General features: G+C 73.1%; 23 protein-coding genes. 13 read left to right on the plus strand and 10 right to left on the minus strand.

Annotation, left to right across the window (positions count from 1 at the left end):
• Positions 1 to 69: 69 nt before the first annotated feature.
• Positions 70 to 1,182 (plus strand): helix-turn-helix transcriptional regulator, encoded by a 1,113-nt coding sequence (locus tag ACJ6WD_RS23760; protein WP_407616449.1) that lies wholly within the window; start codon positions 70 to 72, stop codon positions 1,180 to 1,182.
• On the opposite strand, the gene ACJ6WD_RS23765 is transcribed toward ACJ6WD_RS23760, so the two are convergent.
• Entirely contained in the window at positions 1,143 to 2,075 is a 933-nt protein-coding gene (locus tag ACJ6WD_RS23765; protein ID WP_407616478.1) for an SDR family oxidoreductase, read from the minus strand. The genes ACJ6WD_RS23760 and ACJ6WD_RS23765 overlap by 40 nt on opposite strands.
• A gap of 235 nt (positions 2,076 to 2,310) precedes the next feature.
• Positions 2,311 to 4,203 carry a hypothetical protein gene (locus ACJ6WD_RS23770; protein WP_331248347.1) on the minus strand — a complete coding sequence of 631 codons (1,893 nt, stop codon included), beginning with the start codon at positions 4,201 to 4,203 and terminating at the stop codon, positions 2,311 to 2,313.
• Between the two features lie 272 nt (positions 4,204 to 4,475).
• On the opposite strand from ACJ6WD_RS23770, the gene ACJ6WD_RS23775 reads away from it, so the two are divergent.
• The 3 genes from ACJ6WD_RS23775 (at position 4,476) to ACJ6WD_RS23785 (ending at position 7,403) form a co-directional block, all read left to right on the plus strand.
• Positions 4,476 to 4,994 (plus strand): DUF4240 domain-containing protein, encoded by a 519-nt coding sequence (locus tag ACJ6WD_RS23775; RefSeq protein WP_233659905.1) that lies wholly within the window; start codon positions 4,476 to 4,478, stop codon positions 4,992 to 4,994.
• 85 nt (positions 4,995 to 5,079) lie between these two features.
• Positions 5,080 to 5,973 carry a TIGR01777 family oxidoreductase gene (locus ACJ6WD_RS23780; protein ID WP_233659874.1) on the plus strand — a complete coding sequence of 298 codons (894 nt, stop codon included), beginning with the start codon at positions 5,080 to 5,082 and terminating at the stop codon, positions 5,971 to 5,973.
• Positions 5,974 to 6,146: 173 nt separating this feature from the next.
• Complete coding sequence (locus ACJ6WD_RS23785; RefSeq protein WP_376442392.1) at positions 6,147 to 7,403, plus strand: NAD(P)/FAD-dependent oxidoreductase; 1,257 nt, start codon at positions 6,147 to 6,149, stop codon at positions 7,401 to 7,403.
• 31 nt (positions 7,404 to 7,434) lie between these two features.
• On the opposite strand, the gene ACJ6WD_RS23790 is transcribed toward ACJ6WD_RS23785, so the two are convergent.
• On the minus strand, positions 7,435 to 8,892 hold the full coding sequence (locus ACJ6WD_RS23790; protein ID WP_016572044.1) for a hypothetical protein: 1,458 nt from the start codon (positions 8,890 to 8,892) through the stop codon (positions 7,435 to 7,437).
• 313 nt (positions 8,893 to 9,205) lie between these two features.
• On the opposite strand from ACJ6WD_RS23790, the gene lipB reads away from it, so the two are divergent.
• The 4 genes from lipB to ACJ6WD_RS23810 all read left to right on the plus strand — a co-directional run bounded on the left by lipB (position 9,206) and on the right by ACJ6WD_RS23810 (position 12,276).
• Positions 9,206 to 10,021, plus strand: a complete 816-nt coding sequence (gene lipB / locus ACJ6WD_RS23795) for a lipoyl(octanoyl) transferase LipB (RefSeq protein ID WP_407616450.1) — start codon at positions 9,206 to 9,208, stop codon at positions 10,019 to 10,021.
• 141 nt (positions 10,022 to 10,162) lie between these two features.
• Positions 10,163 to 11,113, plus strand: a complete 951-nt coding sequence (gene lipA / locus ACJ6WD_RS23800; protein WP_016572046.1) for a lipoyl synthase — start codon at positions 10,163 to 10,165, stop codon at positions 11,111 to 11,113.
• Between the two features lie 226 nt (positions 11,114 to 11,339).
• Positions 11,340 to 11,555 (plus strand): hypothetical protein, encoded by a 216-nt coding sequence (locus ACJ6WD_RS23805; protein WP_016572047.1) that lies wholly within the window; start codon positions 11,340 to 11,342, stop codon positions 11,553 to 11,555.
• A gap of 10 nt (positions 11,556 to 11,565) precedes the next feature.
• Positions 11,566 to 12,276, plus strand: a complete 711-nt coding sequence (locus ACJ6WD_RS23810) for a DUF4191 domain-containing protein (RefSeq protein WP_016572048.1) — start codon at positions 11,566 to 11,568, stop codon at positions 12,274 to 12,276.
• A gap of 290 nt (positions 12,277 to 12,566) precedes the next feature.
• Here ACJ6WD_RS23810 and ACJ6WD_RS23815 read toward each other — a convergent pair whose 3' ends face one another.
• Entirely contained in the window at positions 12,567 to 13,034 is a 468-nt protein-coding gene (locus ACJ6WD_RS23815; protein ID WP_174505067.1) for an RDD family protein, read from the minus strand.
• 418 nt (positions 13,035 to 13,452) lie between these two features.
• On the opposite strand from ACJ6WD_RS23815, the gene glnA reads away from it, so the two are divergent.
• A complete protein-coding gene (gene glnA / locus ACJ6WD_RS23820; RefSeq protein WP_016572050.1) occupies positions 13,453 to 14,862 on the plus strand; it encodes a type I glutamate--ammonia ligase in 1,410 nt (469 codons plus the stop codon).
• Between the two features lie 377 nt (positions 14,863 to 15,239).
• Here glnA and ACJ6WD_RS23825 read toward each other — a convergent pair whose 3' ends face one another.
• The 4 genes from ACJ6WD_RS23825 to ACJ6WD_RS23840 form a co-directional block, all read right to left on the minus strand.
• Positions 15,240 to 16,091, minus strand: coding sequence for a helix-turn-helix transcriptional regulator (locus tag ACJ6WD_RS23825; protein ID WP_407616451.1), 852 nt, complete (start codon positions 16,089 to 16,091; stop codon positions 15,240 to 15,242).
• Between the two features lie 744 nt (positions 16,092 to 16,835).
• On the minus strand, positions 16,836 to 17,240 hold the full coding sequence (locus ACJ6WD_RS23830) for a hypothetical protein (RefSeq protein ID WP_407616452.1): 405 nt from the start codon (positions 17,238 to 17,240) through the stop codon (positions 16,836 to 16,838).
• A gap of 396 nt (positions 17,241 to 17,636) precedes the next feature.
• Positions 17,637 to 17,909 (minus strand): hypothetical protein, encoded by a 273-nt coding sequence (locus ACJ6WD_RS23835; RefSeq protein WP_233659870.1) that lies wholly within the window; start codon positions 17,907 to 17,909, stop codon positions 17,637 to 17,639.
• Positions 17,910 to 18,033: 124 nt separating this feature from the next.
• Complete coding sequence (locus ACJ6WD_RS23840) at positions 18,034 to 19,629, minus strand: AMP-binding protein (RefSeq protein ID WP_233659869.1); 1,596 nt, start codon at positions 19,627 to 19,629, stop codon at positions 18,034 to 18,036.
• Between the two features lie 428 nt (positions 19,630 to 20,057).
• Between ACJ6WD_RS23840 and glnII the strand changes: the two genes are divergently transcribed.
• The 4 genes from glnII (at position 20,058) to ACJ6WD_RS23860 (ending at position 23,855) form a co-directional block, all read left to right on the plus strand.
• Complete coding sequence (glnII, locus tag ACJ6WD_RS23845; protein ID WP_016576027.1) at positions 20,058 to 21,080, plus strand: glutamine synthetase; 1,023 nt, start codon at positions 20,058 to 20,060, stop codon at positions 21,078 to 21,080.
• A 151-nt stretch (positions 21,081 to 21,231) separates the two neighbouring features.
• The gene (locus ACJ6WD_RS23850; RefSeq protein ID WP_407616453.1) at positions 21,232 to 22,143 is read left to right on the plus strand and encodes a DUF6891 domain-containing protein; all 912 of its coding nucleotides are present in this window, start codon (positions 21,232 to 21,234) and stop codon (positions 22,141 to 22,143) included.
• A gap of 113 nt (positions 22,144 to 22,256) precedes the next feature.
• The gene (locus ACJ6WD_RS23855) at positions 22,257 to 22,994 is read left to right on the plus strand and encodes a rhomboid-like protein (RefSeq protein ID WP_407616454.1); all 738 of its coding nucleotides are present in this window, start codon (positions 22,257 to 22,259) and stop codon (positions 22,992 to 22,994) included.
• Positions 22,995 to 23,240: 246 nt separating this feature from the next.
• Positions 23,241 to 23,855, plus strand: a complete 615-nt coding sequence (locus tag ACJ6WD_RS23860) for a winged helix-turn-helix domain-containing protein (RefSeq protein WP_233659866.1) — start codon at positions 23,241 to 23,243, stop codon at positions 23,853 to 23,855.
• On the opposite strand, the gene ACJ6WD_RS23865 is transcribed toward ACJ6WD_RS23860, so the two are convergent.
• Positions 23,831 to 24,727: a lysophospholipid acyltransferase family protein gene (locus ACJ6WD_RS23865; protein ID WP_407616455.1), complete on the minus strand. Its 897-nt coding sequence runs from the start codon at positions 24,725 to 24,727 to the stop codon at positions 23,831 to 23,833. The genes ACJ6WD_RS23860 and ACJ6WD_RS23865 overlap by 25 nt on opposite strands.
• The gene (locus tag ACJ6WD_RS23870; RefSeq protein WP_233659864.1) at positions 24,724 to 25,545 is read right to left on the minus strand and encodes a GNAT family N-acetyltransferase; all 822 of its coding nucleotides are present in this window, start codon (positions 25,543 to 25,545) and stop codon (positions 24,724 to 24,726) included. Before ACJ6WD_RS23870 ends, ACJ6WD_RS23865 begins: the two co-directional genes overlap by 4 nt.
• Positions 25,546 to 25,599 lie beyond the last annotated feature (54 nt).

Raw genomic sequence — 25,599 nt, forward strand, 5'->3', positions numbered from 1 at the left:
TCTTCGCACGGGATCCCTCCCGTCCCGCGTCCGCGGGGCGTTGTCAGTGCCGGCACGCATGATGGATCCATGCGTGCCGCACGGCTGATCAAGATGGTGTTGCTGCTCCAGTCCCGGCCGTCGATGACGGCCGGCGAGCTGGCGCGGGAGCTGGAGGTCTCGGAGCGCACCGTCGCCCGGGACGTGCTGTCGCTGTCGGAGGCCGGCGTGCCGGTCTACGCGGACCGCGGCCGCTCCGGCGGCTACCGCCTGATAGGCGGCTATCGCACCCGGTTGACCGGGCTCGGCCGCAGCGAGGCGGAGGCGCTCTTCCTGTCCGGAGTGCCCTCCGCGCTGCGCGAGATGGGCCTGGCCGACGTCGCCTCCGCGGCCCGACTGAAGGTTTCCGCGGCGCTGCTGCCGGAGCTGCGGGACGCCGCGTCGGGCGCCGCCCAACGCTTCCACCTGGACGCGCCGCGCTGGTACCACGATCCCGAGACGCCCGAGCTGCTGCCGGTGCTCGCCGACGCGGTCTGGGACGACCGCCGGCTGACCGTCCGCTACCTCCGACGGGACCGCGAGGTGGTCCGTGAACTGGAGCCGTACGGCCTCGTGCTGAAGGCCGGCGTCTGGTACGTGGCGGCCCGGGCGGCATCGGAGCGGGCCGCGTCGCCGCCGGCCGGTGCGCCGCCCGACGGCGACGGGGAGCGGGCCGGGTTCCGGGTCTACCGCGTCGACCGGTTCACCGCCGCGGCGCCGACCGTCCCGCCCGAGGACCTGCGGAGCGGCCCGCCCGGCGCCGACCCGGTGCGCGCCGGGCGGTTCGTCCGCGATCCGGAGTTCGACCTGCCCGCGTTCTGGGCCGAGCGGGCCGCGCAGTTCCGCCGCTCACTGCTGCGCGAGGAGGTCGTGGTCCGGCTCTCCCCGCGCGGGGTCCGGCAGTTGCCGTACGTCACCGAGCCGGCCGCGGCACGGGAGGCCGTCGAGCGGGCGACCGCCGCGGGCGGGCCGGACGCCCGGGGGTGGTTGACGGTCACCCTGGCCGTGGAGTCCGAGGAGGTCGCCTACGGCCAGCTGTTGGGGCTCGGCCCGGAGGGCGAGGTGTGCGAACCCCCCGCCCTGCGGGAGCGGTTCGCGGTGGCCGCCCGCCGCGCCGCCGCGCTCTACGCGCCGTCGGAAGAAGCAGCCGCCGACTCGCGGTAGTCCTCGGGGCCCGCGTCCTTGCCGCCCATCACCACGTCCAGGAAGTAGCCGAAGCAGTCGGGCCGGGTGTCGTCCGTGTCCGTGAAGTCGTACTCCTTCGCCAGTTGGCCGCTGGAGAGCGAACGGCCGGTCCAGCGCGCCCGGTCCGGGTCGGCGGCCAGGGCCCGCACCGCGCGGCCGATCAGCGCCGGTGACTCGGCGATGGCGAAGTGCGGTTCCTGGGCGATCGCGTCGCGCCAGGTCTCCTCGGTGACGCCGAAGTGGTCCAGCATCTCCTCGGACCGCAGGAAGCCCGGGGTGAGCGAGACCGCCGTGCCGCCGTACTCCGTCAGCTCGCTGGCGAGTCCGAAGGCGATCCGGTGCGGGACGTTCTTGGTGATGTCGAAGCAGAGGCTGTCGCGGTAGGTGCCGTTGAACTCCGCGGTGCCGTCGGTGACCTCGACGACCAGTCCGCCGGGCCGCCGGATCAGCAGCGGCAGCGCGAAGTGGTGGGTGATGACGTGGGAGTCGATGCCGAGCCGGAACATCCGCAGTCCGCCGGCCAGGTCGAGGTCCCACACCTTGGTGTCGAACTGGATCAGCCGGTCGCCGCCCCAGATGCTGTTGACGAGGACGTCCAGCCGCCCCTGCTCCCGGTCGATGCGCTCGACCAGCGCCTTGACCTGGTCCGGTTCCAGGTGGTCGGTGGGTACCGCGATCCCGGTGCCGCCCGCGGCCGTCACGAGTTCCGCCGTCTGCTCGATGGTCTCCGAGGGCCGGCCGACCTCGCTGGTGCGGTGCCGGGTCGTGCGGCCGGTGACGTAGACCGTCGCGCCGGCCCGGCCCAGTTCCACCGCCATCGCCCGTCCCGCGCCCCGGGTGGCCCCGGCGACCAGGCCCACCCGGCCGGTCAGGTCACCCGCGGGGTGCCGCCCGCCGGGTGCCGCCGCTGCCGTCCGCCGGTCCGCCGCCTTCTCCTGCGCCGTCACGTGTCACTCCTCGCTCTGCTGCCTGCTGTGCGGTCGTACGCGGTGACCCTGACAGCCAATCCCGACACCTTCTGTCGGGATTCCTCGGGCGGTTGCCGGGCGTCGCCACGGACCCGCCGGCGGCCGGCGCGCCCCGTCCGCTGGCCCCGCCGGAGCCGCCCTACGGGCGCAGCGCCAACAGGCTCCGGCCGTCCCGCAGCCGCCCGGCGACCTGCGCCGGGGCCTGGGGCCCGGCCGGCACCGCCAGCGTCGTCGCCGCGGCGCCGGCCCGCACCCCGCCGGTCACGTCGATCCCGGCCACCTCGCTGCTGCCCGCCGCGAGCAGGTACCACTTCCCGGACTTCGCCTGCCAGTGGACGTCGCCGAGCACGTGCCGCCCGAACGGACTGCACGCCGCGGTGCCGACCGCCCGGCCGGCGGTCCTCCCGGGGTCGGCCGGCCCGGTGGCGGGCGGCAGGAACTGCACCACGGCCCGGCCCGGTCCGCGCCAGGTGTCCGCGCGGTTGCAGACCCAGGTGGCGGTGCCGCCGCCCTCGGGGAGGTCCTGCTGCGCGTAGGCCCAGTTGTTGACCGCCCGCACGCCGGTGCCGCGCAGCGACCTCAGGGTGCACGCGGTGCGCGCCCAGCTGTGCAGCGCGGGTGCGCCGGTCACCTCGCCGGGGCCGCCAGCGGTGGGCGACGCCAGGTACGTCAGGTGCGCCGGCGCCAGGTCGCCGAGGTCGGTGACCAGGAACGAGCGCCGGTCGTCGATCCGCGGTGAGGAGCGGAACTCGGCCACCGGCCAGTGCCCGCAGGGGGCACCGTCCGCCGGTGGGAGCGGGATGCGGTCGGTGACGCCGTCCGGGGCCAGGTGCAGCCCGTGCGGCGGCGCGTCGGGGGCGAGCAGGTCCCGGACGGCGACGTCGGAGACCCAGGGGGCGATCAGGTACCGCAGCCAGCCGTTGCCGCGGCCGATCACCAGTCCGCCGGCGGAGGTGAGGTCGGCGGCGTCGACCCGGGCGAAGTGCAGGGTGGGCGTGGCCCCTTCGGGCTCCGCGTACCGCACCAGCCGCTCGCCGTCGTGGAGGACCACCACCATGACGTTGTCGATCAGGCCCGCGTACAGCAGCCGGGGCGGGGCGGCGGGCGGCCGGGTGGAGGTGTCCGCCGCGGCGACGATGCGGGTGCCCGGGGGCGGCGCGGCCCAGACCCGCAGCGCCCGCGCCAGCAGCTGCCGGTCGCCGGCCTGCCGGCCGCGCGGCGGCCAGGCGGTGAAGTCCACCCGGGAGGTCTCCGCCCACTGCTCGTGCGGCGTCCGCAGCAGCCGGTCGGGGTCGAGGGCCTGCTGGGCGGCGGTGGGGACGGGGCCGGCCGCGGGGCGGCCGCCGGGCAGCGCCGCCACCGCGACCGTCCCGGCCACCAGCACCGCAGCCAGCACCGCCGTCGCCCGCACCCGCTGTCGACGGCGCAACAGGTCCGTCGGCCGGGCCTGGACCGTGCAGGGGTCGAACTCGCCCGAGTTCAGCAGGGCCGCGGTCCCGGCGGTCCGCCGGTCCAACTGGCCGGCCGCCCGCTGCGCCGCGTCGGGGTCCGCGACGCCGGCCCGCACCAGGACGGCGCGCGCCGCGTCCGCGTCCAGCCCCTCCAGCTGCCACAGCCCCAGGGCGGCCCGCACCGCGGCCGGGACCGCCGACAGGGCCTGGTCCAGGGCGAGTTCGTCGGCGCCCCCGGCGCGCGGGAAGAGCCGCAAGCCCCAGACGAACGGCACGGTCGGCAGCAGCACCGCGGGCCGCTGACGCTCCTCGTAGGCCAGCGCCAGCTCGACCGTGCGCTGGCGGACCAGGTCGTAGCCGGCGCCGGTGTCCGCGCCGCGCTGGGCGGGCAGCGCACCGGCCGGCCGGCGCGGCGCGCGCCATGGCAGCGCCCGCTGCACCAGGCCGTGCGCGGTGAGGACCTTGCGGTGCCGGCCCATCGACGGGGGCAGCACCAGATAGGCGAGGCGGACCAGGCGCGGGTAGTGCTCGACGAGGGCCGCCTCGGCGCGTTCGACCTCGGCCCGGGTTCGTTCGTCCATGGGCATGGCGGTGTGCGCCCTTCACGAAGTGGGAGTGCCGGTGGGGGGAGGAGAGGTGGGGTGCGGGGGGCTGCGGTGGGGGGCTGCGGTGGGGGGCTGTGTGGGGTGTCTGTTCTGCCGTCGTTGCATGCCGCACAACGAGGGAGTCCCGGCGCGGTCACCCGCCGGAGCGTCGCTCCTGACGCCCCGGCGCGCCGCCCGGAAGGGCGCCCGGCCGGGTCCGGGGCACTCCGCGTGCGGGCCGCGGCGGCAGGACGGATGCTGGAGCGGTGATGGACGAGACGGAGTTCTGGGAGCTGGTCGACGGCTCCCGCGCGGGGGCCGCCGGCGACCCCGAGGAGCAGGCCGACGCGCTGGTCGAGCGGCTGCTCGGGCTCGACCCGGACCGCATCGTCGACTTCGCCCGCCACTTCGAGGCCCGCTACAACCGGGCGTACACCTGGGACCTGTGGGCCGCCGCGGCGTTGATGCTGGACGGCGCCAGCGACGACGCCTTCGACTACTTCCGCTGCTGGCTGATCGGTCAGGGCCGGCACGTCTTCGAGGGCGCGCTGCACGACCCGGACCAGTTGGCCGCCCTCGTCGGGGACTTCGACGAGGAGACCGACGGCGACGCCGAGGAGCTCGGGTACGCCGCCGACGAGGCGTACGAGCAGCTGACCGGCGTCGTCATGCCCGACCTGGAGCTGCCCCCGGCCCCGCCGGAGCCGCTCGGCACCTACCTCGACCTCGACGACGACCCGGCCCTCGCCGAGCGCCTGCCGCGGCTGTGGGACCGCTTCCGGCGCTGAGTTCCCGCGCCGCCGCCGCGGACTCCCGCCCGGCGCACCCCTGACCCTCCCCGGTGGAGCCCCGGATTGCGGGCAGGATGGCCCCATGCGGATCGCGATCACCGGCTCGACCGGACTCATCGGCACGGCCCTCGTCCGGAACCTGCGCGCGGACGGCCACGACGTCGTCCGGCTGGTCCGCCGGCCGTCGAAGGCGGCCGACGAAGTGACCTGGGACCCCAAGGGGCGGCGGCTGGATCCGGCCGCCCTGGCCGGCTGCACGGCGGTGGTCCACCTCGCCGGGGCGGGCATCGCCGACCGCCGCTGGACCGCCGCGTACAAGCAGGAGCTCCGCGACAGCCGGGTGCTGGGCACCCGCACGCTGGCCACCGCGCTGGCCGCGATGGACGACCCGCCGCGGGTCCTCGTCTCGGGCAGCGCGATCGGCTACTACGGCGACACCGGGGACCGGCGCACGGACGAGGACGCGCCGCCCGGTACGGGCTTCCTGCCGGAGCTGTGCGTGGCGTGGGAGGACGCCGCGACCCCCGCCCAGGACGCCGGGGTGCGGACCGTCTTCGCCCGCACCGGTCTGGTCGTGGCGGGCTCCGGGGGCGCCTGGGGGCGGCTCTTCCCGCTGTTCCGGCTGGGGCTGGGCGGCCGGATCGGCGACGGCAGCCAGTACTGGAGCTTCATCTCGCTGCGGGACCACGTCGCGGCGCTCCGCCACGTGCTGGCCACCGAGGAGCTGTCCGGGCCGGTCAACCTCACCGCGCCGGAGCCGGTCACCAACCGCGAGGCGACGGCGGTGATGGGGCACGTGCTGCGTCGCCCCACGCTGTGCACCGTGCCGGCGCCGGCGCTGCGGATCGCCCTCGGGGAGTTCGCCGAGGACGTGCTGGGCAGTCAGCGGATCGTGCCGCGGCGGCTGCTGGACTCCGGTTTCGCGTTCACGGACCCGCGGATCGGCGACGCGGTGCGCGCCGCGCTGGCGTCGTAGAGCGCCGGGGGCCGGGGCGTGGCGCGGGGACGCTCCGACGCGCCCCCAGGGCGCCCCTGTCGGCCGGGCGGCGGTGGTCCCTACGGTCCTCGGACACACCACTGGCATCCCGGCGGCCCGCACCGGGCATGAGAACCGTGCGCTGCCGCTGGGACCGACCTCGGGAGGGGCATGTGCTGCGCTCCGCATCGGCCGTCGACGTCGTCATCGTGGGGGCCGGGCCGGCCGGCCTCGCCGCCGCCCGCCACCTGACCTCGGCGGGGCTCGCGGTCACCGTCCTGGAGGCCGCGTCACGGGTCGGCGGCCGGTCCGTCACCGACGAGGTCGACGGCTTCCGCCTGGACCGCTGCGGGCGCCCGCTGGCGGTCTCACCGGCCGCGCTGCGCCGCACGCCCGGCCTGGGCGAGTTGACGCTGCGTCCGTTCGCGGCCGGGGTGAGCCTGCACAACGGCCAGCGGGCGCAGCGCATCAGCCCGCTGCGGTGCACGAGGGGCGCACTGTCCGCGGCACGCGCCCTCACGCGCGCCGACCGGCGCACGGAGCGTTCCGCCGACCGTCCGGTCAGCGACGTGCTGGCCGGCCGCCCGGCGTTCCCGCCGCGCACCCACGACACCTTCCTGCGACCGCTGTTGGGCGCGCTGCTCTGCGACCCGCGGCTGCACGGCTCCGGCCGGGGCGCCGCACAGGTCCTGCGGGCCTTCGCGGAGGGGCGGCTGGCCCTCCCGGCGGGCGGCGCCTCGGCCGTCCCGGAGCTGCTGGCGGCCGGTCTGCCGCCGGGCACGGTGCGGACGTCCGTGGAAGTCACGGCCGTCGACACCAACGGGGTCAGCACCCGCGAGCACGGGCGGATCCCGTGCCGGGCGGTGCTGGTGGCGACCGGCGCGCGGGACGCCGCCGCGCTCCTGCCGGGGCTGCGCCGGCCGGCCTTCCACCCGGTGACCGTGCTGCACCACACCGCCGCCGCCCCCGCCGGCACCCGCGGCGGCCCGGTCCGCGACACCGCCCTGATCCTGCCGACCGAGGGCCCGATCGGCTTCAGCTACCTCGCCGGCGCGATCGACCCGTCCCGCACCCCGCCCGGCCGGTCGCTGGTCACCACCGTCGTCCTGGGCCCGGCCTCCGCGCTGCCGCTGGACGTCCTCGACAAGACCGTCCGGCCGCAGCTGGACCGGATCTACGGGGTGCGGACCGACGACTGGCAGCTGCTGACCGGCCACCACGATCCGTACGCGGTGCCCGCGATGGCCACCCCGCACGACCCGCAGCGCACCGTACGGGTGTTGGCCGGGCTCTACGTGTGCGGTGACCACCGCGACACCAGCACCGTGCAGGGCGCGCTGCGCTCCGGCCACCGGGCCGCCCGCGCCCTGCTCCAGGACTTCGGCATCCCCGCCCGCACGGAACCGGACGCCGTGCGGGCCGCGGCGTGACGGGCCGGGACGCGTCGCCACCGGCCCGTCGTCACCCCAGCGCGGCCACCCGCTCCCGGTAGCCGCGCACGGCCGCCGCGTCCCGGTACGGCTCCAGCCGCCGCTCGAAGTCCCGGACGTACTCGTGGGCGCGGGCGGAGCGCATCTCGGACGCCTGGAGGGCCGCCTCGGCGCCGAGCGTGCACGCCTGCTCCAGCTCGCCCAGGCCCAACCGGGCGGTGGCCAGCACCACCCGGCAGAACAGCCGGCTGCGGGCGAACCCCGCGGCGCGCAGTTGCAGGGAGCGCTCGGCGTGCTGGGAGGCGGCGCGGAACTGCTGGAGGTCGCGGTGGCAGTGCGCGAGTTCGTCCGCGAGCTGGGCCTCGTCGAAGAACCGCGCCCAGTAGGGGGTGTCGTCGCCGGGGCGGGCGCCCTCCAGGGCCCGTTCGGCGCGGGCCAGTGCGGCCGTGCAGGCCCGGACCTCGCTCAGGACGCCGTGCCCGCGGGCCTCGGCGGCGTGCAGCAGCGCCTGCACCGCGGGCGGCACGCTGCTGCCGACGCCCTGCTGGGCGACCCGGGCCAGTTGGACGGCCTCCCGGCCGTGCCCCAGATAGACCGCCTGCCGGCTCATCGTCACCAGGACGTAGGCGCCGTACCCCCGGTCCCCCGCGGCCTGCGAGAGCCGCAGCGCCTGCACGAAGTACCGCTGCGCCAGCCCGTGCGCGGCGATGTCGTACGAGGTCCAGCCGGCCAGCCTGGTCAGGTCGGCGGCGGCCGCGAACAACCGGCGGCCGATCGCCTCCCCGTAGGTGCCCCGGAGCATCGGCTCCGCCTCGTGCTCCAGATAGCGCACCAGGGCCTGGCGGGCGTGGCCGCCGCCGTAGGCGTGGTCCAGGGCGCGGAACAGCTCGCCGACCGAGCGCAGCGCCGCGATGTCGCCGGAGGTGACCCGGCCGCCCTGGGTGCGGTCGACGCGCTCCGTCTGGCGCTGCCGGGGCACCGACGTCCGGCCGCCCTGGACCGGCACCCGCTCGACGGTGTCGGCCGGTTGCTCGCCGTGCGCGACGCGTTCGTCGGGGCGGCCGATCAGCCAGTCCCGGCTGGGCACCACGAGCCCGGCCGGGGTGAAGGCGATCTTGCGGAGCTCGGCGTGACTGCCGGAGTCCTTGCGCCACAGCCCGCTGACGATGTCCACCGCCTCGGCGGGGGTCGAGGCGAATTCCAGCCCGGCGTACACCGGCGCGCAGGCGTCCAGGCCGAGGTCCTGGGCGGACAGCCGGCGGCCCAGCCGCCGGGTGAAGACCTCCGCGATCAGCGCGGGGGTGGTGCCTCTGGGCTGCTGGCCGCGCAACCAGCGCGTCACCGAGGTCTTGTCGTAGCGCAGGTCCAGGCCATGCTCGATGCCCAGTTGATCAACCCGTCTGGCCAGCCCTGCGTTGGAGAAGCCCGCCTCGGAGATGAGCGCGGCGAGCTGGCGGTTGGGCGTGTGGTGCGGGGGTCGTTCCGTCATCAGCTTTACCGGTCTCCTGCCTTCCGGGCCGGGCCGCCGGCCTCGACTGACCCCGTCCGGCGTGCTCTTCGCCCTTGTGGAACGGCGTGAATGTAACGGCCTTCAGCGCCTTTCTCGCGACTTGCGCCTCGCGTTCATCCGATCGTGTGAGCACGTCACAGGCGCGTCGAGGGCCGTGCGGCGCACCGACCCCGTGCGGGGGGCGCGCGCGGCGGCCGTACAGTTGCATGGGCGCGATGTGGCATCGCAAGTGCTTCGCGTGAGGCATCAAGCGTCGCGAAGAACTGCGACAACAGTTCGAAGAGGAGCTGCCGTGACTGCGATCTCTCGGGGGGAGACCCCCGCACCCGAGGGGCTGCGCTTCGTTCATCTGGGCTTCGGGGCGGACGCCGTCGCGTACGAGCCGGCGTGGCAGGAACAGCGTCGCGTCCACGCCGCCCGGTTCGCCGACGAGGTCCCCGACACCTGCCTGCTCCTGGAGCACCAGGAGGTCTACACGGCGGGTCGGCGCACCTCCGACGACGAGCGCCCGTTGGACGGCACACCCGTCGTCGACGTGGACCGCGGCGGGAAGATCACCTGGCACGGTCCCGGCCAGTTGGTCGGCTACCCCATCCAGAAGCTGCCGCGCCCGGTCGACGTGGTCGCGCACGTCCGCCGGCTGGAGGACGCGCTGATCCGGGTCTGCGCCGAGTTCGGCGTCAAGGGCACCCGGGTCGAGGGCCGCAGCGGCGTGTGGGTCCTGGGGGACCCGGTGGAGCAGCGCCCGGCCCTGGGCGGTCTCCAGCTCGACTTCGACCCGCGGACCACGGACGAGCTGTTCGACCCGCGGCTGAACGGCCCCGAGTACGCGCCGTCCAACGCCGGGCAGCGCCGCGAGGACCGCAAGCTGGCCGCGATCGGCATCCGCGTCGCCAAGGGCGTCACGATGCACGGCTTCGCGCTCAATGTGAACCCGGACACCACCTCGTTCGACAAGATCGTGCCCTGCGGCATCCGGGACGCCGGCGTCGCCTCGCTCTCCGGCGAACTGGGCCGCGAGGTCACCATCGCCGAGGTCCTGCCGGTGGCCGAGAAGCACCTGCGGGACGTCCTGGAGAACGCCGACCTCCTGCCCCGCGCGGTCTGAGCGCCGCACCCGCGGCATGACCGTGGGAATGCCGTCCTCCCGTCCGAGGTTGGCCCTGCACCACCCGCACGTGGATATGCGTGCGAATTGACGGGCGTACCCTGGTGTACGCCGAAGAATCGAAGTTGTTAGGGAGCCGACGTGTCCGCAGTCGCACCCGACGGACGCAAGATGCTGCGCCTGGAGGTCCGCAACAGCCAGACCCCCATCGAGCGCAAGCCCGAGTGGATCAAGACCCGGGCGAAAATGGGTCCCGAGTACAACCACCTCCAGGGCCTGGTCAAGAGCGAGGGCCTGCACACGGTCTGCCAGGAGGCGGGGTGTCCCAACATCTTTGAGTGCTGGGAGGACCGCGAGGCGACCTTCCTCATCGGTGGTGACCAGTGCACCCGCCGCTGCGACTTCTGCCAGATCGACACCGGCAAGCCGCAGGAGCTGGACCGCGACGAGCCGCGCCGGGTCGCGGAGTCGGTCCAGACCATGGGCCTGAAGTACGCCACCATCACCGGCGTCGCCCGCGACGACCTGGAGGACGGCGGCGCCTGGCTCTACGCCGAGACCGTGCGCCAGATCCACGCCGCGATGCCCGACACCGGCGTGGAACTGCTGATCCCCGACTTCAACGCGGTCCCGGAGCAGCTCGCCGAGGTCTTCTCCTCCCGCCCCCAGGTGCTGGCGCACAACGTCGAGACGGTGCCGCGGATCTTCAAGCGGATCCGCCCCGGCTTCCGCTACGAGCGGTCGCTGGAGGTCATCACCAAGTCCCGCGAGGCCGGCCTGGTCACCAAGTCCAACCTGATCCTGGGCATGGGCGAGACCCGCGAGGAGATCAGCCAGGCGCTCCAGGACCTGCACGACGCGGGCTGCGAGCTGATCACGATCACCCAGTACCTGCGCCCGTCGGTGCGGCACCATCCCATCGAGCGCTGGGTGAAGCCGGCCGAGTTCGTGGAGCTCAAGGAGGAGGCCGACGAGATCGGCTACGCCGGCGTCATGTCCGGCCCGCTGGTCCGCTCCTCCTACCGCGCCGGTCGGCTGTACCAGCAGGCGATCGAGCGGCGCGAGGTCGAGGCGTCCAGTCAGGCGGTTTGACGCGTCCGACGCGCCATCTTGTGAAACGTGGCACATGCTGAGAGACGCGGCCCCGCACTCCCCCAGGCTGGGGGGGCGTGGGGGCCGCGTCAACGTTTCATAGGTGTTTGACCGGCAGGTCATCCGTTGGTAACACCCTTCAGTGACGATGGATGTACGCACCGCTCGACACCTCCCATCCCCGCATCCCCCTGCTCGTTCCGTTCGTCCGAGGGAGACCACCACCATGGAGGCCGCGCCGCTCCGCGCCACCCCCCGCCCCATCCCCTCCGTCACCGGTACCCTGCGCGCCATTGAGGCCGTGCTGCTGCGCAACGGCCAGCGCACCGCCCGCCGCAACGCCTGGACGTCGGTCCTGGAGGACCGCCGGCGCGCCAAGGACCGGTACGACGCCGAGTACGTCCTGGAGGCCGCGGCCACCCGACGCCCGCACGCCACGTAAACTTCGCTGTATGGCGAGGAAGGCAAACGCAACCGGCGCTGGCGGCGCTGAGAACACCGGGCGGCTGAAGCAGATCGCCCTGACCTACAAGATGACCCGTCGGGTCGATTCCAAGGTCGGTCTTGTCGTCGCTGGCACAGGAATCGTCGTCTTCGGCGTGCTCCTCGCCATCGGCTTCCTGATCGGCCACCCCGTCTACGCGGGCATCCTGGGCTTCGTCCTGGCGTTCCTCGCGATGGCGATCATCTTCGGGCGGCGTGCCGAGCGGGCGGCGTTCGGACAGATGGAGGGCCAGCCCGGCGCGGCGGCCGCCGTCCTGGAGAACGTGGGCCGCGGCTGGACGGTGACCCCCGCCGTCGCGATGAACCGCAACCAGGACGTGGTGCACCGCGCCGTCGGCAAGGCCGGCATCGTCCTGGTCGGCGAGGGCAATCCGAACCGGCTGCGCGGGCTGCTGGGCGCCGAGAAGAAGCGCATGGCGCGCACCGTCGCCGACGCCCCGGTGCACGACGTGATCATCGGCGAGGGCGAGGGCCAGGTTCCGCTGAAGAAGCTGCGCACCCACCTGCTGAAGCTCCCGCGCGTGCTCCCCGGCCCCCAGGTGACGGCGGTCAACGACCGCCTGCGCGCACTCGGCGACCTGATGAGCAACATGCCGGTCCCGAAGGGGCCGATGCCCAAGGGCATGCGGATGCCCAAGGGCGGCGGCAAGGCCCGCTGACCCCGACGCCCCACTCGTCCCCGGCCGCACGGAAACCACCGCCCGGCCGACACCCACAAGAACAACACAAGAGCAACGCCCGACGCCCCGAGGCTTGGCCTCGGGGCGTCGGGCGTTGGGACGGGTGCGCTGCTCCGCCGCGGGCGGCGGGCGAAGTCATGAACGGCGGACGGACCCCGCCGGGCCCCGCCGGGAGCGGACCGCGCAACGGAGCCGATGAGGCAGCGGAGAGATCAGCGCATGAGACCAGCGGAGCAGAGATCAGCCCCCGTGGCGGATCGGCGAGCCGGTCAGATCCGCACCTGCACCGAGCGGCTGAGCCGGTCGTGCAGCCCTCGGCCGTCCCGGTCCCAGATCGCGGCGGGGATGACCAGCACCAGCAGCACCGTGCGCAGCACCACGCGCGGCAGGGTGATCCGGCCGCCGCCCTCGGAGACGACGCGCAGCCCGAGCAGCCGCTTGCCGGGGGTGCAGCCGACGGTGCCGACGGTCAGCACGCTGAGCACCGCGAACACCACCAGCGCCCAGTTGCTCGCCGACTGCGCCTTGCCGCCGCTGAGCAGCCCGTAGGCGACGAGCAGGCACAGCGCCCAGTCGATGAAGAGCGCGCCGAAGCGGCGGCCGACCCGTGCGATCGAGCCCGGGCCCTCCTCGGGCAGCCCGAGTTGCTGACCCCGGTACCCGAAGTCGACGCCCATGTCCTCGGCTGCCGCCCGGGGCCCGGAGATCCACGATCCGAATGCTTGCCTGTTGTCCACCCGTCCACGGTACTGCGACCGCATCCGTTCCCCCGGTGGCGGGTTGCCGGGCCCCGGTTTCCGACGCGTTTCCGACACGTCCCCCTGCCCGGGGCCGGCCCGGGACCACCGGGTCGGCCGGAGACAACCGGGAGCCCCCGGGCGGCCCGGAGTCCCCCGAGGCGGACGTCGGGGCCGGCCCGTCGCGGCCCCTTCTCCCGGCCCGCCGAACCCGTTTCCACAGGCGTCCCCGCACCCGCCCCGACAGGCGCACACTGGGGGTGGGCGGACAGCGTGCCGGTTAACCTCGGCGAAACAAATGGGTCATGCTTGGGAAATCCCGCCTGCCTATGGTCGGGCGAGCGCACCACTGCACGAGGTCGCGCTCCGAGTCGCAACCCCGCGTCCGCCGAGCGGTGACCGGGCTAGGAGGAGTTGGATGTTCCAGAACGCCGACGACGCGAAGAAGTTCATCGCGGATGAGGACGTGAAGTTCGTCGACGTCCGTTTCTGCGACCTGCCGGGCGTGATGCAGCACTTCACGATCCCCGCTACGGCGTTCGACCCGGACGAGGAGCTGGCGTTCGACGGTTCGTCGATCCGCGGTTTCCAGGCGATCCACGAGTCCGACATGGCCCTGCGCCCGGACCTGTCGACGGCCCGCGTGGACCCGTTCCGCCAGGAGAAGCACCTCAACATCAACTTCTTCATCCACGACCCGATCACGGGCGAGCAGTACAGCCGCGACCCGCGCAACATCGCCAAGAAGGCCGAGGCGTACCTCGCCTCCACCGGCATCGCGGACACCGCGTTCTTCGGCCCCGAGGCGGAGTTCTACGTCTTCGACTCGGTCCGCTTCGAGACCTCCGCGAACCAGGGCTTCTACCACATCGACTCCGAGGCCGGCGCCTGGAACACCGGTGCCCTGGAGGACAACCGCGGTTACAAGGTCCGTTACAAGGGCGGCTACTTCCCGGCCCCGCCGGTCGACCACTTCGCCGACCTGCGCGCCGAGATCTCCCTGGAGCTGGAGAAGTCCGGCCTTCAGGTCGAGCGCCAGCACCACGAGGTCGGCACCGCCGGCCAGGCCGAGATCAACTACAAGTTCAACACCCTGCTCGCCGCCGCCGACGACTTGATGCTCTTCAAGTACATCGTCAAGAACGTCGCCTGGCGCAACGGCAAGACCGCCACCTTCATGCCCAAGCCGATCTTCGGTGACAACGGCTCCGGCATGCACGTCCACCAGTCCCTGTGGCAGGGCGGCCAGCCGCTCTTCTACGACGAGCAGGGCTACGCGGGCCTCTCCGACACGGCGCGCTACTACATCGGCGGCATCCTCAAGCACGCCCCGTCGCTGCTGGCGTTCACCAACCCCACCGTGAACTCCTACCACCGCCTGGTCCCCGGCTTCGAGGCCCCGGTCAACCTGGTCTACTCGCAGCGCAACCGCTCCGCCGCCATGCGCATCCCGATCACGGGCTCCAACCCGAAGGCCAAGCGCGTCGAGTTCCGCGCCCCGGACCCGTCGTCCAACCCGTACCTCGCCTTCTCGGCCCTCCTCCTCGCCGGCCTCGACGGCGTCAAGAACAAGATCGAGCCGGCCGAGCCGATCGACAAGGACCTCTACGAGCTCGCCCCGGAGGAGCACGCCGGCGTCCCGCAGGTCCCGACCTCCCTCCCCGCGGTCCTCGAGGCCCTCGAAGCGGACAACGAGTACCTCCAGCAGGGCGGCGTCTTCACCTCCGACCTGATCGAGACCTGGATCGACTACAAGCGCACCAACGAGATCGCCCCGATCCAACTCCGCCCGCACCCGCACGAGTTCGAGCTTTACTTCGATCTCTAAGAGGCGTGCAGGTCAGAGTCGCCTTGTAGCGCTCTGGCGATACTTGGGCCGTGTCCTTTCCCGTCGGGGAGGAGGGCACGGCCCAGTGTCGTTGGACAGGTCGTCTGCGCGGCGGGGCGTTCCCGATCGCGTCGCGCAGTCGCCCAGACGCGTGTGTCCGACCTATCGATCCCTGGCCGACGGATTCTCCTCGGTAAGACGAGTGCCGTCCGTACCGGGCTACTACGCGGCCCTGGCATCACACTCGGGCCGACCATCGGCCACCTTCCTGCTTCGGAGATCTTCAGCGGGTCCGGGCAAGCGCCATCGCTACGCCGCTCGCCGAGACGGCACGTGGCCCGTGGGGCAGCATGGACGACATCGGACCGTGCGACCCGCTACCCGGCGTACCCCGCCCCGTTCTCCACGTCATCCATGTGAACGATCGCATCCGGAATTTCCATATGATGCATGACCGCTCGCACGAACACCTGATAGCTCCGGCCAGATGAATTCACAGGGCAGGGGAAGTCCCCATCCCTTACCTTTCGATATGCAGCAGACTCGGCGATTCCCATCACTTTGGCGGCGTCACGCAGTCCCATGAATTTTGGGTAGAAATCAGATACGTAGTAGTACCGCTCCGCGCCGTCAACCCAGGCCCTTGTCACCGTCCCACTCTTCAGAACCTTCTGCGCGATTCCAGGATGCAGTCCGCCACGGATCTCCTGATGGAACGACGCCATGCGTTCGACATACCCCATCTTCCGCAGAAGCGCACCGAAGCGCTCACCACGAATCTGCTCGGCAACGACGGGATCTCGCACGTCGGCAAGATTTACGACGGCCGAAGCCTTGATCGTAAACCCTGACGAGACCTCCGGCAACGAGGGAAGATCGTCCATTCCATCAGATGATCGCTCTTCCCCATACGCCTTAGCTCTCTTGTAAGCGAGATCGTAAGCGCTCTTGACCACATGATGGCGCACACTCCCTGGTGGGCACCCTCGCTCCGTGTCCCCCCACGCGAGAAGTGTGGCCTCGAACATATCCGAGAGCACATCCTCAAAATCCGTACGGAGATCTCGCGAAATAATTCTTGAACGTCGCCGAAGTACGGGTGAAAGGCAGTCGACGAAGGCCATTTTCCACGTATCGTCACCGACCGTGTCTGCCAGTCTCCCCATGGCAATGAGCGCTTCCCAGCGCTTAGAGCGACCCCCCTTCCTTCTAGTCAGGTCATCCACCATCTCGCTACGGAAACGCGAGTATTCAGGATGCCTCTGGATAGCGCACTCCCGCACATCGCCCGTATGCACACAGACTGCAGCGCCAGCGAATGCCTCGAGAACATACCTCTCTGTACAAGAAAAAACATCCAACATGATTCGACCTCCGAATAAGCTCCTCAGCAGGTGGTCGATAGAAGCATGGCGCGACAACGTTCCCCTGAATCCCAACTTCCGGCGAATGCTCTTTTCGGGTGAACCATGTTTACCGATGCGTCCCACCCCAATACGGCCGGATGCGCGGGAGGCACACATATCACTTGGACCGTGTCCTTTGTGGTGAGGCAGATGTTGGCCCCTATCGTTCGCAGCGACTACTCGTCAGTCGTGGTTGGGGTTACCGACCGCCATGTGCCGATCCTGCGCCGTCGACTCTCTGCGGTCGCTACTCCGCATTTCGGGTCGGGCCTGCCTCGAACGCCATGAGCGTCAAGCCCATGACGTGGATGACGGCGTTCCACTCGTCGTGGGTCGAGTCCGGAAGTTCCTCCCGTACGCGGCTGAGGACAGGGCAGCCGTCAGCGCTCAGCGCTAACTTCGCGAGGGCCAACCCCGAGCGGCTGAGGCACAGGCGCGGCCCCTTCCAGGGCTCCCACGGTGTGCAGCACCGTGATGCGCCGAGTGGCCTCCTTGTTGTCGGGCGTCTCCGATGCGAAGTTCAGGAGCGCGGCCCGCAATTGCGCGGTGAGTTCGTCCTGGTACAGGTCAGGGCGGTCCGAGATGGCGGCCAGCGCCAGACAGAACCGCTCTCGCGCTGCCGACCGGGGTGGCCCGCTGGTGCCGGCCGGCATCGTCGTGCACAGGCTCGGACTCCGACTGAAGACCCGTGAAGATGAGCTTGGAGACCAGCAGTGCGGCCTGCCACTCCTCCTGGTTCAGAGTCGGGCAACTCTCCTGGACCTGGGGCGGAAGGTCGCTCTCGTCTGCGTGCCAGAGCACGTCCCACAGCCCTACGTCATAGTCCGCAAGCCGAAGACCGAGGCTTCGTCCCCAGGGGTGATCCTCAGCGCCCACGGTGACCAGGTCGACGCGCGATCGCTCGCCCAGCGTCTCCGAAGCCAGTTCGCGCAGCGCGGTGGCGACTGCCGCACCGAGGTCGGCCTCGTCCACGTCACTTCCTTCTCCGACGCGCAGCAGCGCATCGCGCAGGCGTCCGCGCGGCGATGACGGATTCATCTCCTCCTCCGACGGCCGCCGCCGGAGTCGAGCGGCTGGACGGTGTTGAACTCATCGGTCTTGCCCGCCGGTACCGCATGGCGACCTGGCTCGTTGGTCGGCTCGACCTCGTACGGTTCCGCCAGGCCAACACCTCTGGTTCACCGCGCGCTGGTATAGGTCAGCTGCTCGGCCCGCAGGTGCGGGGCAGCGCAGCATTTCTTCGTGGTTCGAGAAGCGCCCCAACCGCCCCTTGGGGCAGGTCGGTTGGTCGGGGCGGTGAGGGCCGTCACCCGTGGTGGGTGGCGGCCCTCGGGGGTGTGGAGGGTCAGGTGAGGTGGGTGGGCGGGGTCAGCAGTTGTCGTAGATGAGGGTGCGGACCAGGCGGCAGGTGGTGTCGGAGGGGTGGTGGACGCCGATGGTGTGGGCGGTGGCGCGGATCTTGGTGTTGGTGGCGTGCTCGGGGCGGTAGGTGCCGGTGTCGAGGAGGGCTATGGCCAGGCGCATGGCCTTGAGGCGGCGGTTGTGGGATTCGTACCGCTCGCGGGGCCAGCCGGCGGGGAGCGGTTTCTTGGGCAGCGGGTGGGCCGGGAGGGGTTTCGTCATGAGTGTGGCAGCAGCCATCCGGCGGACCTCCTGGAGCTTCGGTGAACCCTCATTTACTGGTTCCCATTTTACCGCCGGGCACTGACAAAGGCCCCTGGCCAGGGGGGATTTGGCGGGGTCGGACGGGGGGCCGCCGGTGGATTCAGGCGGTGGGGGTGGGGGCCGTGCGGGCGCGGAGGAGTTTCTTGTCGGGCTTGCCGACGGAGGTGAGGGGGATGGCGTCGACGACGTGGACGGCGGCGGGGGTGTAGAGGGCGCCCTTGTGGGTGGTGACGAAGTCGCGGAGGGCGGTCGGGGAGAGTTCGTCGGCGGCGTGGCCGGGGGCGGGGACGACCGCCACGTGCACCTCCTCGGTCTCGTCGGGGGTGCGGACGCCGTAGACGGCGGCGTGGGCGACGGCGGGGTGGGTGTGGAGGAGGTCCTCGAGTTCGGAGGGGTGGACGTGGCCGCCGACGACGATGATCACGTCCTTGACGCGGTCGACGAGGTAGAGGCGGCCGTCGGCGTCCAGGTAGCCGACGTCGCCGGTGCGCACCCAACCGTCCTGGAGGACCTGGGCCGTGAGGTCGGGGCGCTTCCAGTAGCCGCGCATCACGCCGGCGGAGTGGACGTGGACCTCGCCCGGTTCCCCTTGGGGCAGGTCGCGGCCCTCGGGGTCGCGGACGGCGAGGGTGACGCCGGCCATCGGGCGACCCACGGTCATCGGGCGGTCCGTGCGGATGTCGGCGTGGTCGTCGGGGCCGGCCTCGGTGATGGACATCGCCTCGGACTGGCCGTACAGGCCGTAGAGGACCGGCCCGAACGCCTCGGCCGCCTGGCGCATCCGGGGCGCGGAGGCGGTGCAGCCCCCGTAGGAGATGCGGGTGAGGGAGCTGAGGTCGGTGGTGGGGAGGGTCGGGTCGTCCAGGAGGCGGTAGAGGAGCGGCGGGAGCAGCCAGAGGTGGGTGATGCGTGCGCGGGCGACGGTGGCCAGGACGGCGGTGGGGTCGAAGCTCTGGTGCAGGACGACGCTGCCGCCGGCCACGAGGGTGATGTCGGCCACGATGCCCGCCAGGTGGGCCAGCGAGGTGCAGGCCAGGAAGCGGGGCGAGTCGCCGGCGGACTGCCAGGTGGCGTGGGTGAGCAGTGCGGCGATCGCGCCGTGGGTCATCCGAACGCCCTTGGGGACGCCGGTCGTTCCGCCGGTGTGGCGGATGCACCAGTCGTCCTCGGGGCGGGCCGAGCCGGTGACCGTCGGGGTGCCGGGCAGGGCGGCACAGGCGGCCAGCAGGTCCGGGCCGAGCGGGGTGGCGCCGTCGGTGGTCGGGCCGAAGGTCATGACCTGGGGGCGGGTGCCGGTGAGTCCGTCCAGGAGGGCGTGGGCGGTGGCGTGCAGGTCGGGGTCGACCAGGAGGACGGCGGTCTCGGCGCTCTCGGCCACTAAGGCCAGGGTTTCGGCGGCCATGCCGTCGTAGAGGAGCACCACGCGCGCGCCCAGGAGGTTGACGGCGTAGCGGGCGGCGAGCGCTTCGGGGCGGTTGCGGCTGAGGACGGAGACGGTCTGGTCGCGTCCGACGCCGTGGGCGCGGAGGGTGGCGGCCATGCGGTGGACGGTGGCGTGCAGCGCGCCGGCGGTGACCTCGTGGCCGTCGGCCGCGGTGACGACGGGGCGGTCGGGGTCGCGGGCCAGGACGGCGAGGACGAGGTCGACGTAGCTGGTGAAGGGCGGGGCGGGGGTGGTGGACGGGTCGGCGGTCATGGTGGGTGGGCTCCTTGGTGAGCGAGGGGACGGGATCGGGTGGGGCAGGTGGGGAGGGAGGGGCGGGGGTGGAGTGGGGAAACGGTCACTTGTGACGTTAGGCGGGGTCGGGGGTGTGATCCATGACCAAATGCGCCATGTGGTCATGCGGCGGCCGGCATAAGGGCGGTCGCGCCGCGGACGGGGGCGTCGGCGAACTGGGGCGCCGGGGAGGGCACTTGGGAGCGCGGGGCCGCCGGCGGGTGAAACGACCTCGCGCCAGACACAGGAATGCCAGGCGATTTATGGCGAATCGTCGCGGAATCAGAGGATGTCCGAGTGGGTAACCTGTGGTTCACATACGGGCAACGGACGGGAAACGGCCTGTTGCGAGAGTGCTCCGGTACGCCCGCACGCGTACCCGCACCGACCCGTATAAGAGGACCCCCGTGAGCATCAAGGCCGAGTACATCTGGATCGACGGCACCCAGCCCACCCCCAAGCTCCGCTCCAAGACCAAGATCCTTGCGGACGCCGGCTCGCTGCCGCGCTGGGGCTTCGACGGGTCCAGCACCAACCAGGCCGAAGGCCACTCCTCGGACCTCGTGCTCGACCCGGTGTTCAGCTGCCCGGACCCGATCCGCGGCGGCGAGCACCTGCTGGTGCTGTGCGAGGTGCTCAACACCGACCTCACGCCGCACTCCTCCAACACCCGGGCCCTGCTGCGCCCGGTGGCGGAGCGCTTCGCCGCGCAGGAGCCGATCTTCGGCATCGAGCAGGAGTACACCTTCCTCAAGGGCGACCGTCCGCTGGGCTTCCCCGAGGGCGGCGGCTTCCCGGCCCCCCAGGGCGGCTACTACTGCGGGGTCGGCGCCGGCGAGATCTTCGGCCGGGAGATCGTCGAGACGCACCTGGACCGTTGCCTGGCCGCCGGTCTCGGCCTGTCCGGCATCAACGCCGAGGTGATGCCGGGCCAGTGGGAGTTCCAGGTGGGCGCGCTGGCGCCGCTGGTGGTCTCGGACCACATGTGGGTGGCGCGCTGGCTGCTGCACCGCACGGCGGAGGAGCACGGCGTCACCGCCTCCCTGGACGCCAAGCCGGCCCGGGGCGACTGGAACGGCGCGGGCGCGCACACCAACTTCTCCACCCGCGCGATGCGCGAGGGGTACGACCCGATCATCACCGCCTGCGAGGCGCTGGGCGAGGGCGACAAGCCGATGGAGCACGTCAGCCAGTACGGCACCGGCATCGAGGAGCGGCTGACCGGCGCCCACGAGACGGCGCCCTGGAACGCGTACTCCTACGGGGCCTCCGACCGCGGTGCGTCGGTGCGCATCCCGTGGCAGGTCGAGGTCGAGAAGAAGGGCTACATCGAGGACCGGCGGCCCAACGCCAACGTCGACCCGTACGTGGTGACGCGGCTGATCGTGGACACCTGCTGCACGGAGCTGGAGCGGCGCGCGCAGGTGTGACCCACCACCCGCCGGAGCGCGGGAACGGACGGGGCCGGACCGGCGGGTCCGGCCCCGTCCGCGCGTCCGGGCCGGGTGGCGGCCGGGCGGCACAGGCGGTCGGGGCCGGCGGTCGGGACGGGTTGTCAGTGCGGGATGGCACGCTGGAGTCATGCTTGCGATCACCGTGCAGACCGAGTCCGGTCCGGCCCTCGCCCGGCCGTCCGCGGACGAACTGGCCGCGCTGCTACGGCGGATCGGCGGCGACGACGACCACTTCGCCATCGCCGAGCGGATCCCCGGCGCGGACCAGGTCTTCCTCCAGACCTGGCGGGAGGGCGCCGGGCCGTTCGCCGTGGAGCACCGCGACGGCGGGCCGGACCGGCACTTCCGGGCCGAGTGCGCCGACGCCGGCGCGGTCGCCGAGGTCTTCCTCGCCTGGGCGCGCGGCACGGAGTCCTGGCAGAGGGCGCTCGACTGGCGGCCGGCGGACCCGTACTCCACGCCCGGTCTGGATGCGCAGACCCGGGCGGCGGCCGAGGAGCGGGCCCGCACCGACATCCGGACCGGCTTCTGGACGGCCGAGGAGGTCGCGCAGGGGGTGTGCGACGCCTTCGCCCCCGACGAGACACCGGTCACCGTGGAACAGGCGCGGCGGATCGTGGCGCAGCTGTGGCAGGAGCGGCTCGCCGAGCAGGCGCAGTGGCCCGCGCAGACCGATCCGGACCGGGTGGCGCGGGCGTTCGGCGCGCTGGCCTCACAGGGGCTCACCGCGCTGATGAACTTCGCCTGTTGCAGCAGCTGCGCCCTGAGCGAGGTGGCCGGTGAACGGGCCGAGGGCGACCGGGGTTTCGTCTTCTTCCACTACCAGGACACCGCGGCCGCGGCGGACGGGCACGGCCTGTCGATACGTTACGGCGGGTACCCGGACTCCGGGGCGGAGGCGGACAGTGCCGCGATCGGGCGGGCGGTGACGGCCGCGTTGGCCGCCGTCGGACTGCCGGTGGCGTGGGACGGCGACCCGACGAAGGTCATCGAGGTCGCCCCGCTGCGGTGGCACAAGCGTCTGCCGTCCGGGAGGTGAGGCCGCGACGAGGAGGGGGCGTACGGATGGGCGTACGGAGGGGCGCAGGGGAAGACGGCGCGGTGGGGGGACGCGGGGCGGGGCGCGGCCCGCGGCGCGGGGCGGTGCCGTGGGTGACGCCGCTGTACGTGGGGGCTTTGCAGTGCGGGGCGCTCGCCACCGCCCGGCTGCCGGCGCCGCGGCGCACCGCGCTGCTGCGGGCGCACTCCACCAACGTGGCCAATCTGCGGGCCGGCCGGTGGGGCACGCTGGCCACCAGCGCGGCCTTCGTGGAGGAGCCGCTGCCGGTGGCGTACGGGGCCGCGCTGCTGGCGACGCTCGGGGTGGCCGAGGTGCGCTGGGGCACCGCCCGCGCGGCGACGGTGTTCGCGGCCGGGCACATAGGCGCCAGCCTGCTGGTCTACGCCGGGCTGCGGGCGCGGCGGGGCGGCGGCGCCCGGCCGGCACCACGGGCGCCCGGCGGGGACGGCGGCACCGCGCACGCCCTCGACGTCGGGGCGAGCTACGGCTTCTACGCCACCCTCGGCGCGCTGGCCGCGTCGCTGCCCCACCGGGGCACCCGGGCGGCGGCGACCGGCGGGTTGCTGGCGCTGGGCGCGGTGCCGGTGGTCCGCCGCGGCCGGACGTTCACCGACGTCGGACACCTGACGGCGTTGGTGCTCGGGGTGGGCATGGGGGCCGCCGGGGCACCGGTGCGGGGGCGAGTTCCGGCCACCGGTTGGTGGCGCCGCCGACCGGCGGGCTCCACAACTCCGGCGCGGTCAGGGGTAGTCGGGACGGGCCCGGCGGCGGTCCGTCGGGGAGCGGGGTCGACGCACGGCGGGATCGCGTCACCACGGGGAGTGGTGTGAAAGACAGATCAGTGACCGTCTGGTTCAATAGGGCCATGGCCAGCCTCACAGATACCGCGACGGGTCGCAGCGACCTCGAGCCGTTCTGGCCGTCCCGACAGGCGCACGCCTTCGACCGTCTGTGTTGCCGCGCGCACTGAGCGCGGGCCCGCACCCTCCTCTTCGACACCGCTGACCGGTGTCGCCAGCCCTGCCCGCGCGCATGACGTCCCCCGACGGTCCCCTGCGCGAAAGAGCTGACGTTCGATGACCAATCTCCGTACCGTGCCTGCCGGTTCCCCCACGGCCGCCGTTCCGCATCCCGCCCACCACCGTCACCGACTGCGCGCCGTCGCACCCGACGAAGCCGTCCCGGTGCCCGCCGCCCCGGGCGCCGGCGCCACCCGCCACAGCGCCCAGCAGGTCGCCGAACTGCTGAACTCCGGGGCGACCTGGCTGCCGGCGCCGCAGCACAGCCTGCCCGCCCTGCCCGGGCAGCCGCCGATGGTCGGCTACCTCGTCCTGGTGCCGGCCGAGCAGGCCCCCGCCGCGCCGCAGCCGCCCGTCGGGCCCGCCCCGGCGTCCCGGACCGGCGACGCGACGGTGCGGATCGACCCCGAACAGCGCACCGTGCACGTCCAGGGCCGGCAGCTGGACCTGACGTACCTGGAGTTCGAGCTGCTCGCCCATATGGTCGCGCATCCGCACCGGGTGCACACCCGCGACCAGTTGGTGACCACCGTGTGGGGCTACGGGCACGTCGGCGACGGCCGCACGGTCGATGTCCACGTCGCCCGGCTGCGGCGGAAGTTGGGCACCGAGCTCCGCGGGTCGATCGTCACCGTCCGACGGGTCGGCTACAAGTACGTGCCGAGCGCCTGACCGGCCCGGTCGGGCACCCGGCCGCCGCTCGGCGGCGACCAGATGCCGCGCGACGGCCGGGTGCCGCCGAGCACCACCCGCTCGGCGGCGGCCGCCAGGGCGCGCCGGTCCAGGCCGCGCCCGGCGGTCGGCAACGCCGGATGGACGGTGGCCCGTACGGCCAGTCCGCGGGCGGCGACGACCCGGCGCAGCGACGCGGCGAAGGTGTCGGCGCCGCAGAAGGCGGCCACCGTCGTGGGGCACCCCTGCTGGACGTAGTCGACGGTGACCGGGCGGACGGGGGCGCCGGCGTCCAGCGCGGCCTGGAAGGTGGCCCGGCGGAAGCCGCCCTGGTCGGCGGTGCACCAGGTGGTGGCCTGGGGGAAGACCGCGACCGAACGGCCGGCGGCCAGGAGCGCGGACAGTTCCGCGACGGTGCGCGGGAGTCGGCGGGGGTGTGTGCGGTCGATGAAGTGGGTTCCGGCGCGCCGGGCCAGGCCGCCGACCAGCGGCCAGCTGCCGACCTCGCGCTTGGCGAGCAGGACGGCGGGCTCGACGGCGAGCAGGGCGACGATGTCCAGCCACGAGATGTGGTTGAGGACGATCAGGGTGCCCGGGGTGCGCGCCCCCGCCCCGGGGCCGGGCACCGTCAGCGGCCCGTTCGCAGCCGCCCCGCGGACCTCCAGCCCGACGCCCAGCGCCGCCAGCAGCGCCCGGGCGTGGGTCCGGAGCCGCACCGGGTCCGCCAGGTGCGGGCCGGCCGACAGGGCGCGGGCGGCCGCGCCGGTGAACGCGGCGGTGCGGCGGGCGGCCGTGGGGAGGGGGACGGGCGTGGTGGCGTGCGCGGCGCAGTGCGGGGTGCACACCGCGCGGACGTCCCAGGGGCCGTTCACCGCTCCCCCAGGAAGAAGCGGCGGTAACGGTCGCCGAGCCGCTCGATGTCCAGGACGGTGAAGAAGTCGGCGACCCCGAAGTCCGGGTCGTGGGCGGGCGCGCCGCAGATCCAGGCGCCGATGCGGAGGTAGCCGCGCAGCAGCGGGGGGAGTTGGGTGAGGACGGGGCGCTCGGGCAGCGGGCCGGTGGGGTGCCAGGGGCGGCGCGGGGCGACCAGGAACGCGGCCGGCGCGGTGTGGCGGGTGCGGGCCAGGGCCCAGGCGTGGGTGGCGGCGGTGCCGCCGTCGGCGAGCGGCACGGAGGCGCAGCCGGCGAGGTAGCGGTGGCCGGAGAGCAGGGTGTAGCGGGCCAGGGCGGCCCACATCTGGTTGATGACGGCGCCGTTGCGGTGGTCGGGGTGGACGCAGGAGCGGCCGGCCTCGATGAGGGCGGGGCGTACGGCGTCGAGCGCGGTGAGGTCGAACTCGCCGTCGGAGTAGAGGTGTTGGGTGCGGCCCGGGGGCAGCAGGCGGTAGGTTCCGACGACCGTGTCGGTGGCGGTGTGGACGACGACGAGGTGGTCGGCGAGGTCGTCGACCGGGTCGACGTCGTGGCCGGGCAGGGGGGTGTCGAGGGTGGCGCCGAGCTCGTCGCCGAAGACCTGGTGGCGCAGCCGCTGGGCGGCCCGGACCAGGTCGGGGGTGTCGGCGATCAGCGCGGTGTAGTCGGGGGCGGCGGCCGGGGCGGCGGCAGTCGCCGCGGTGGGGCCGGTGCTCGCGGCGGGGGCGGGGGTGTGCGGGGTGCCCGCTCCGCGGGTCGTCGTGGGTGCCGTGCTCATCGGAGCCTCCGTAGGTGGTGCTGGGTACACCCCCATGGGGTGCGCAACCCAATG

This window comes from Streptomyces sp. VTCC 41912, assembly GCF_045799175.1.
In the GTDB taxonomy this organism is placed as follows: domain Bacteria; phylum Actinomycetota; class Actinomycetes; order Streptomycetales; family Streptomycetaceae; genus Streptomyces; species Streptomyces albulus_C.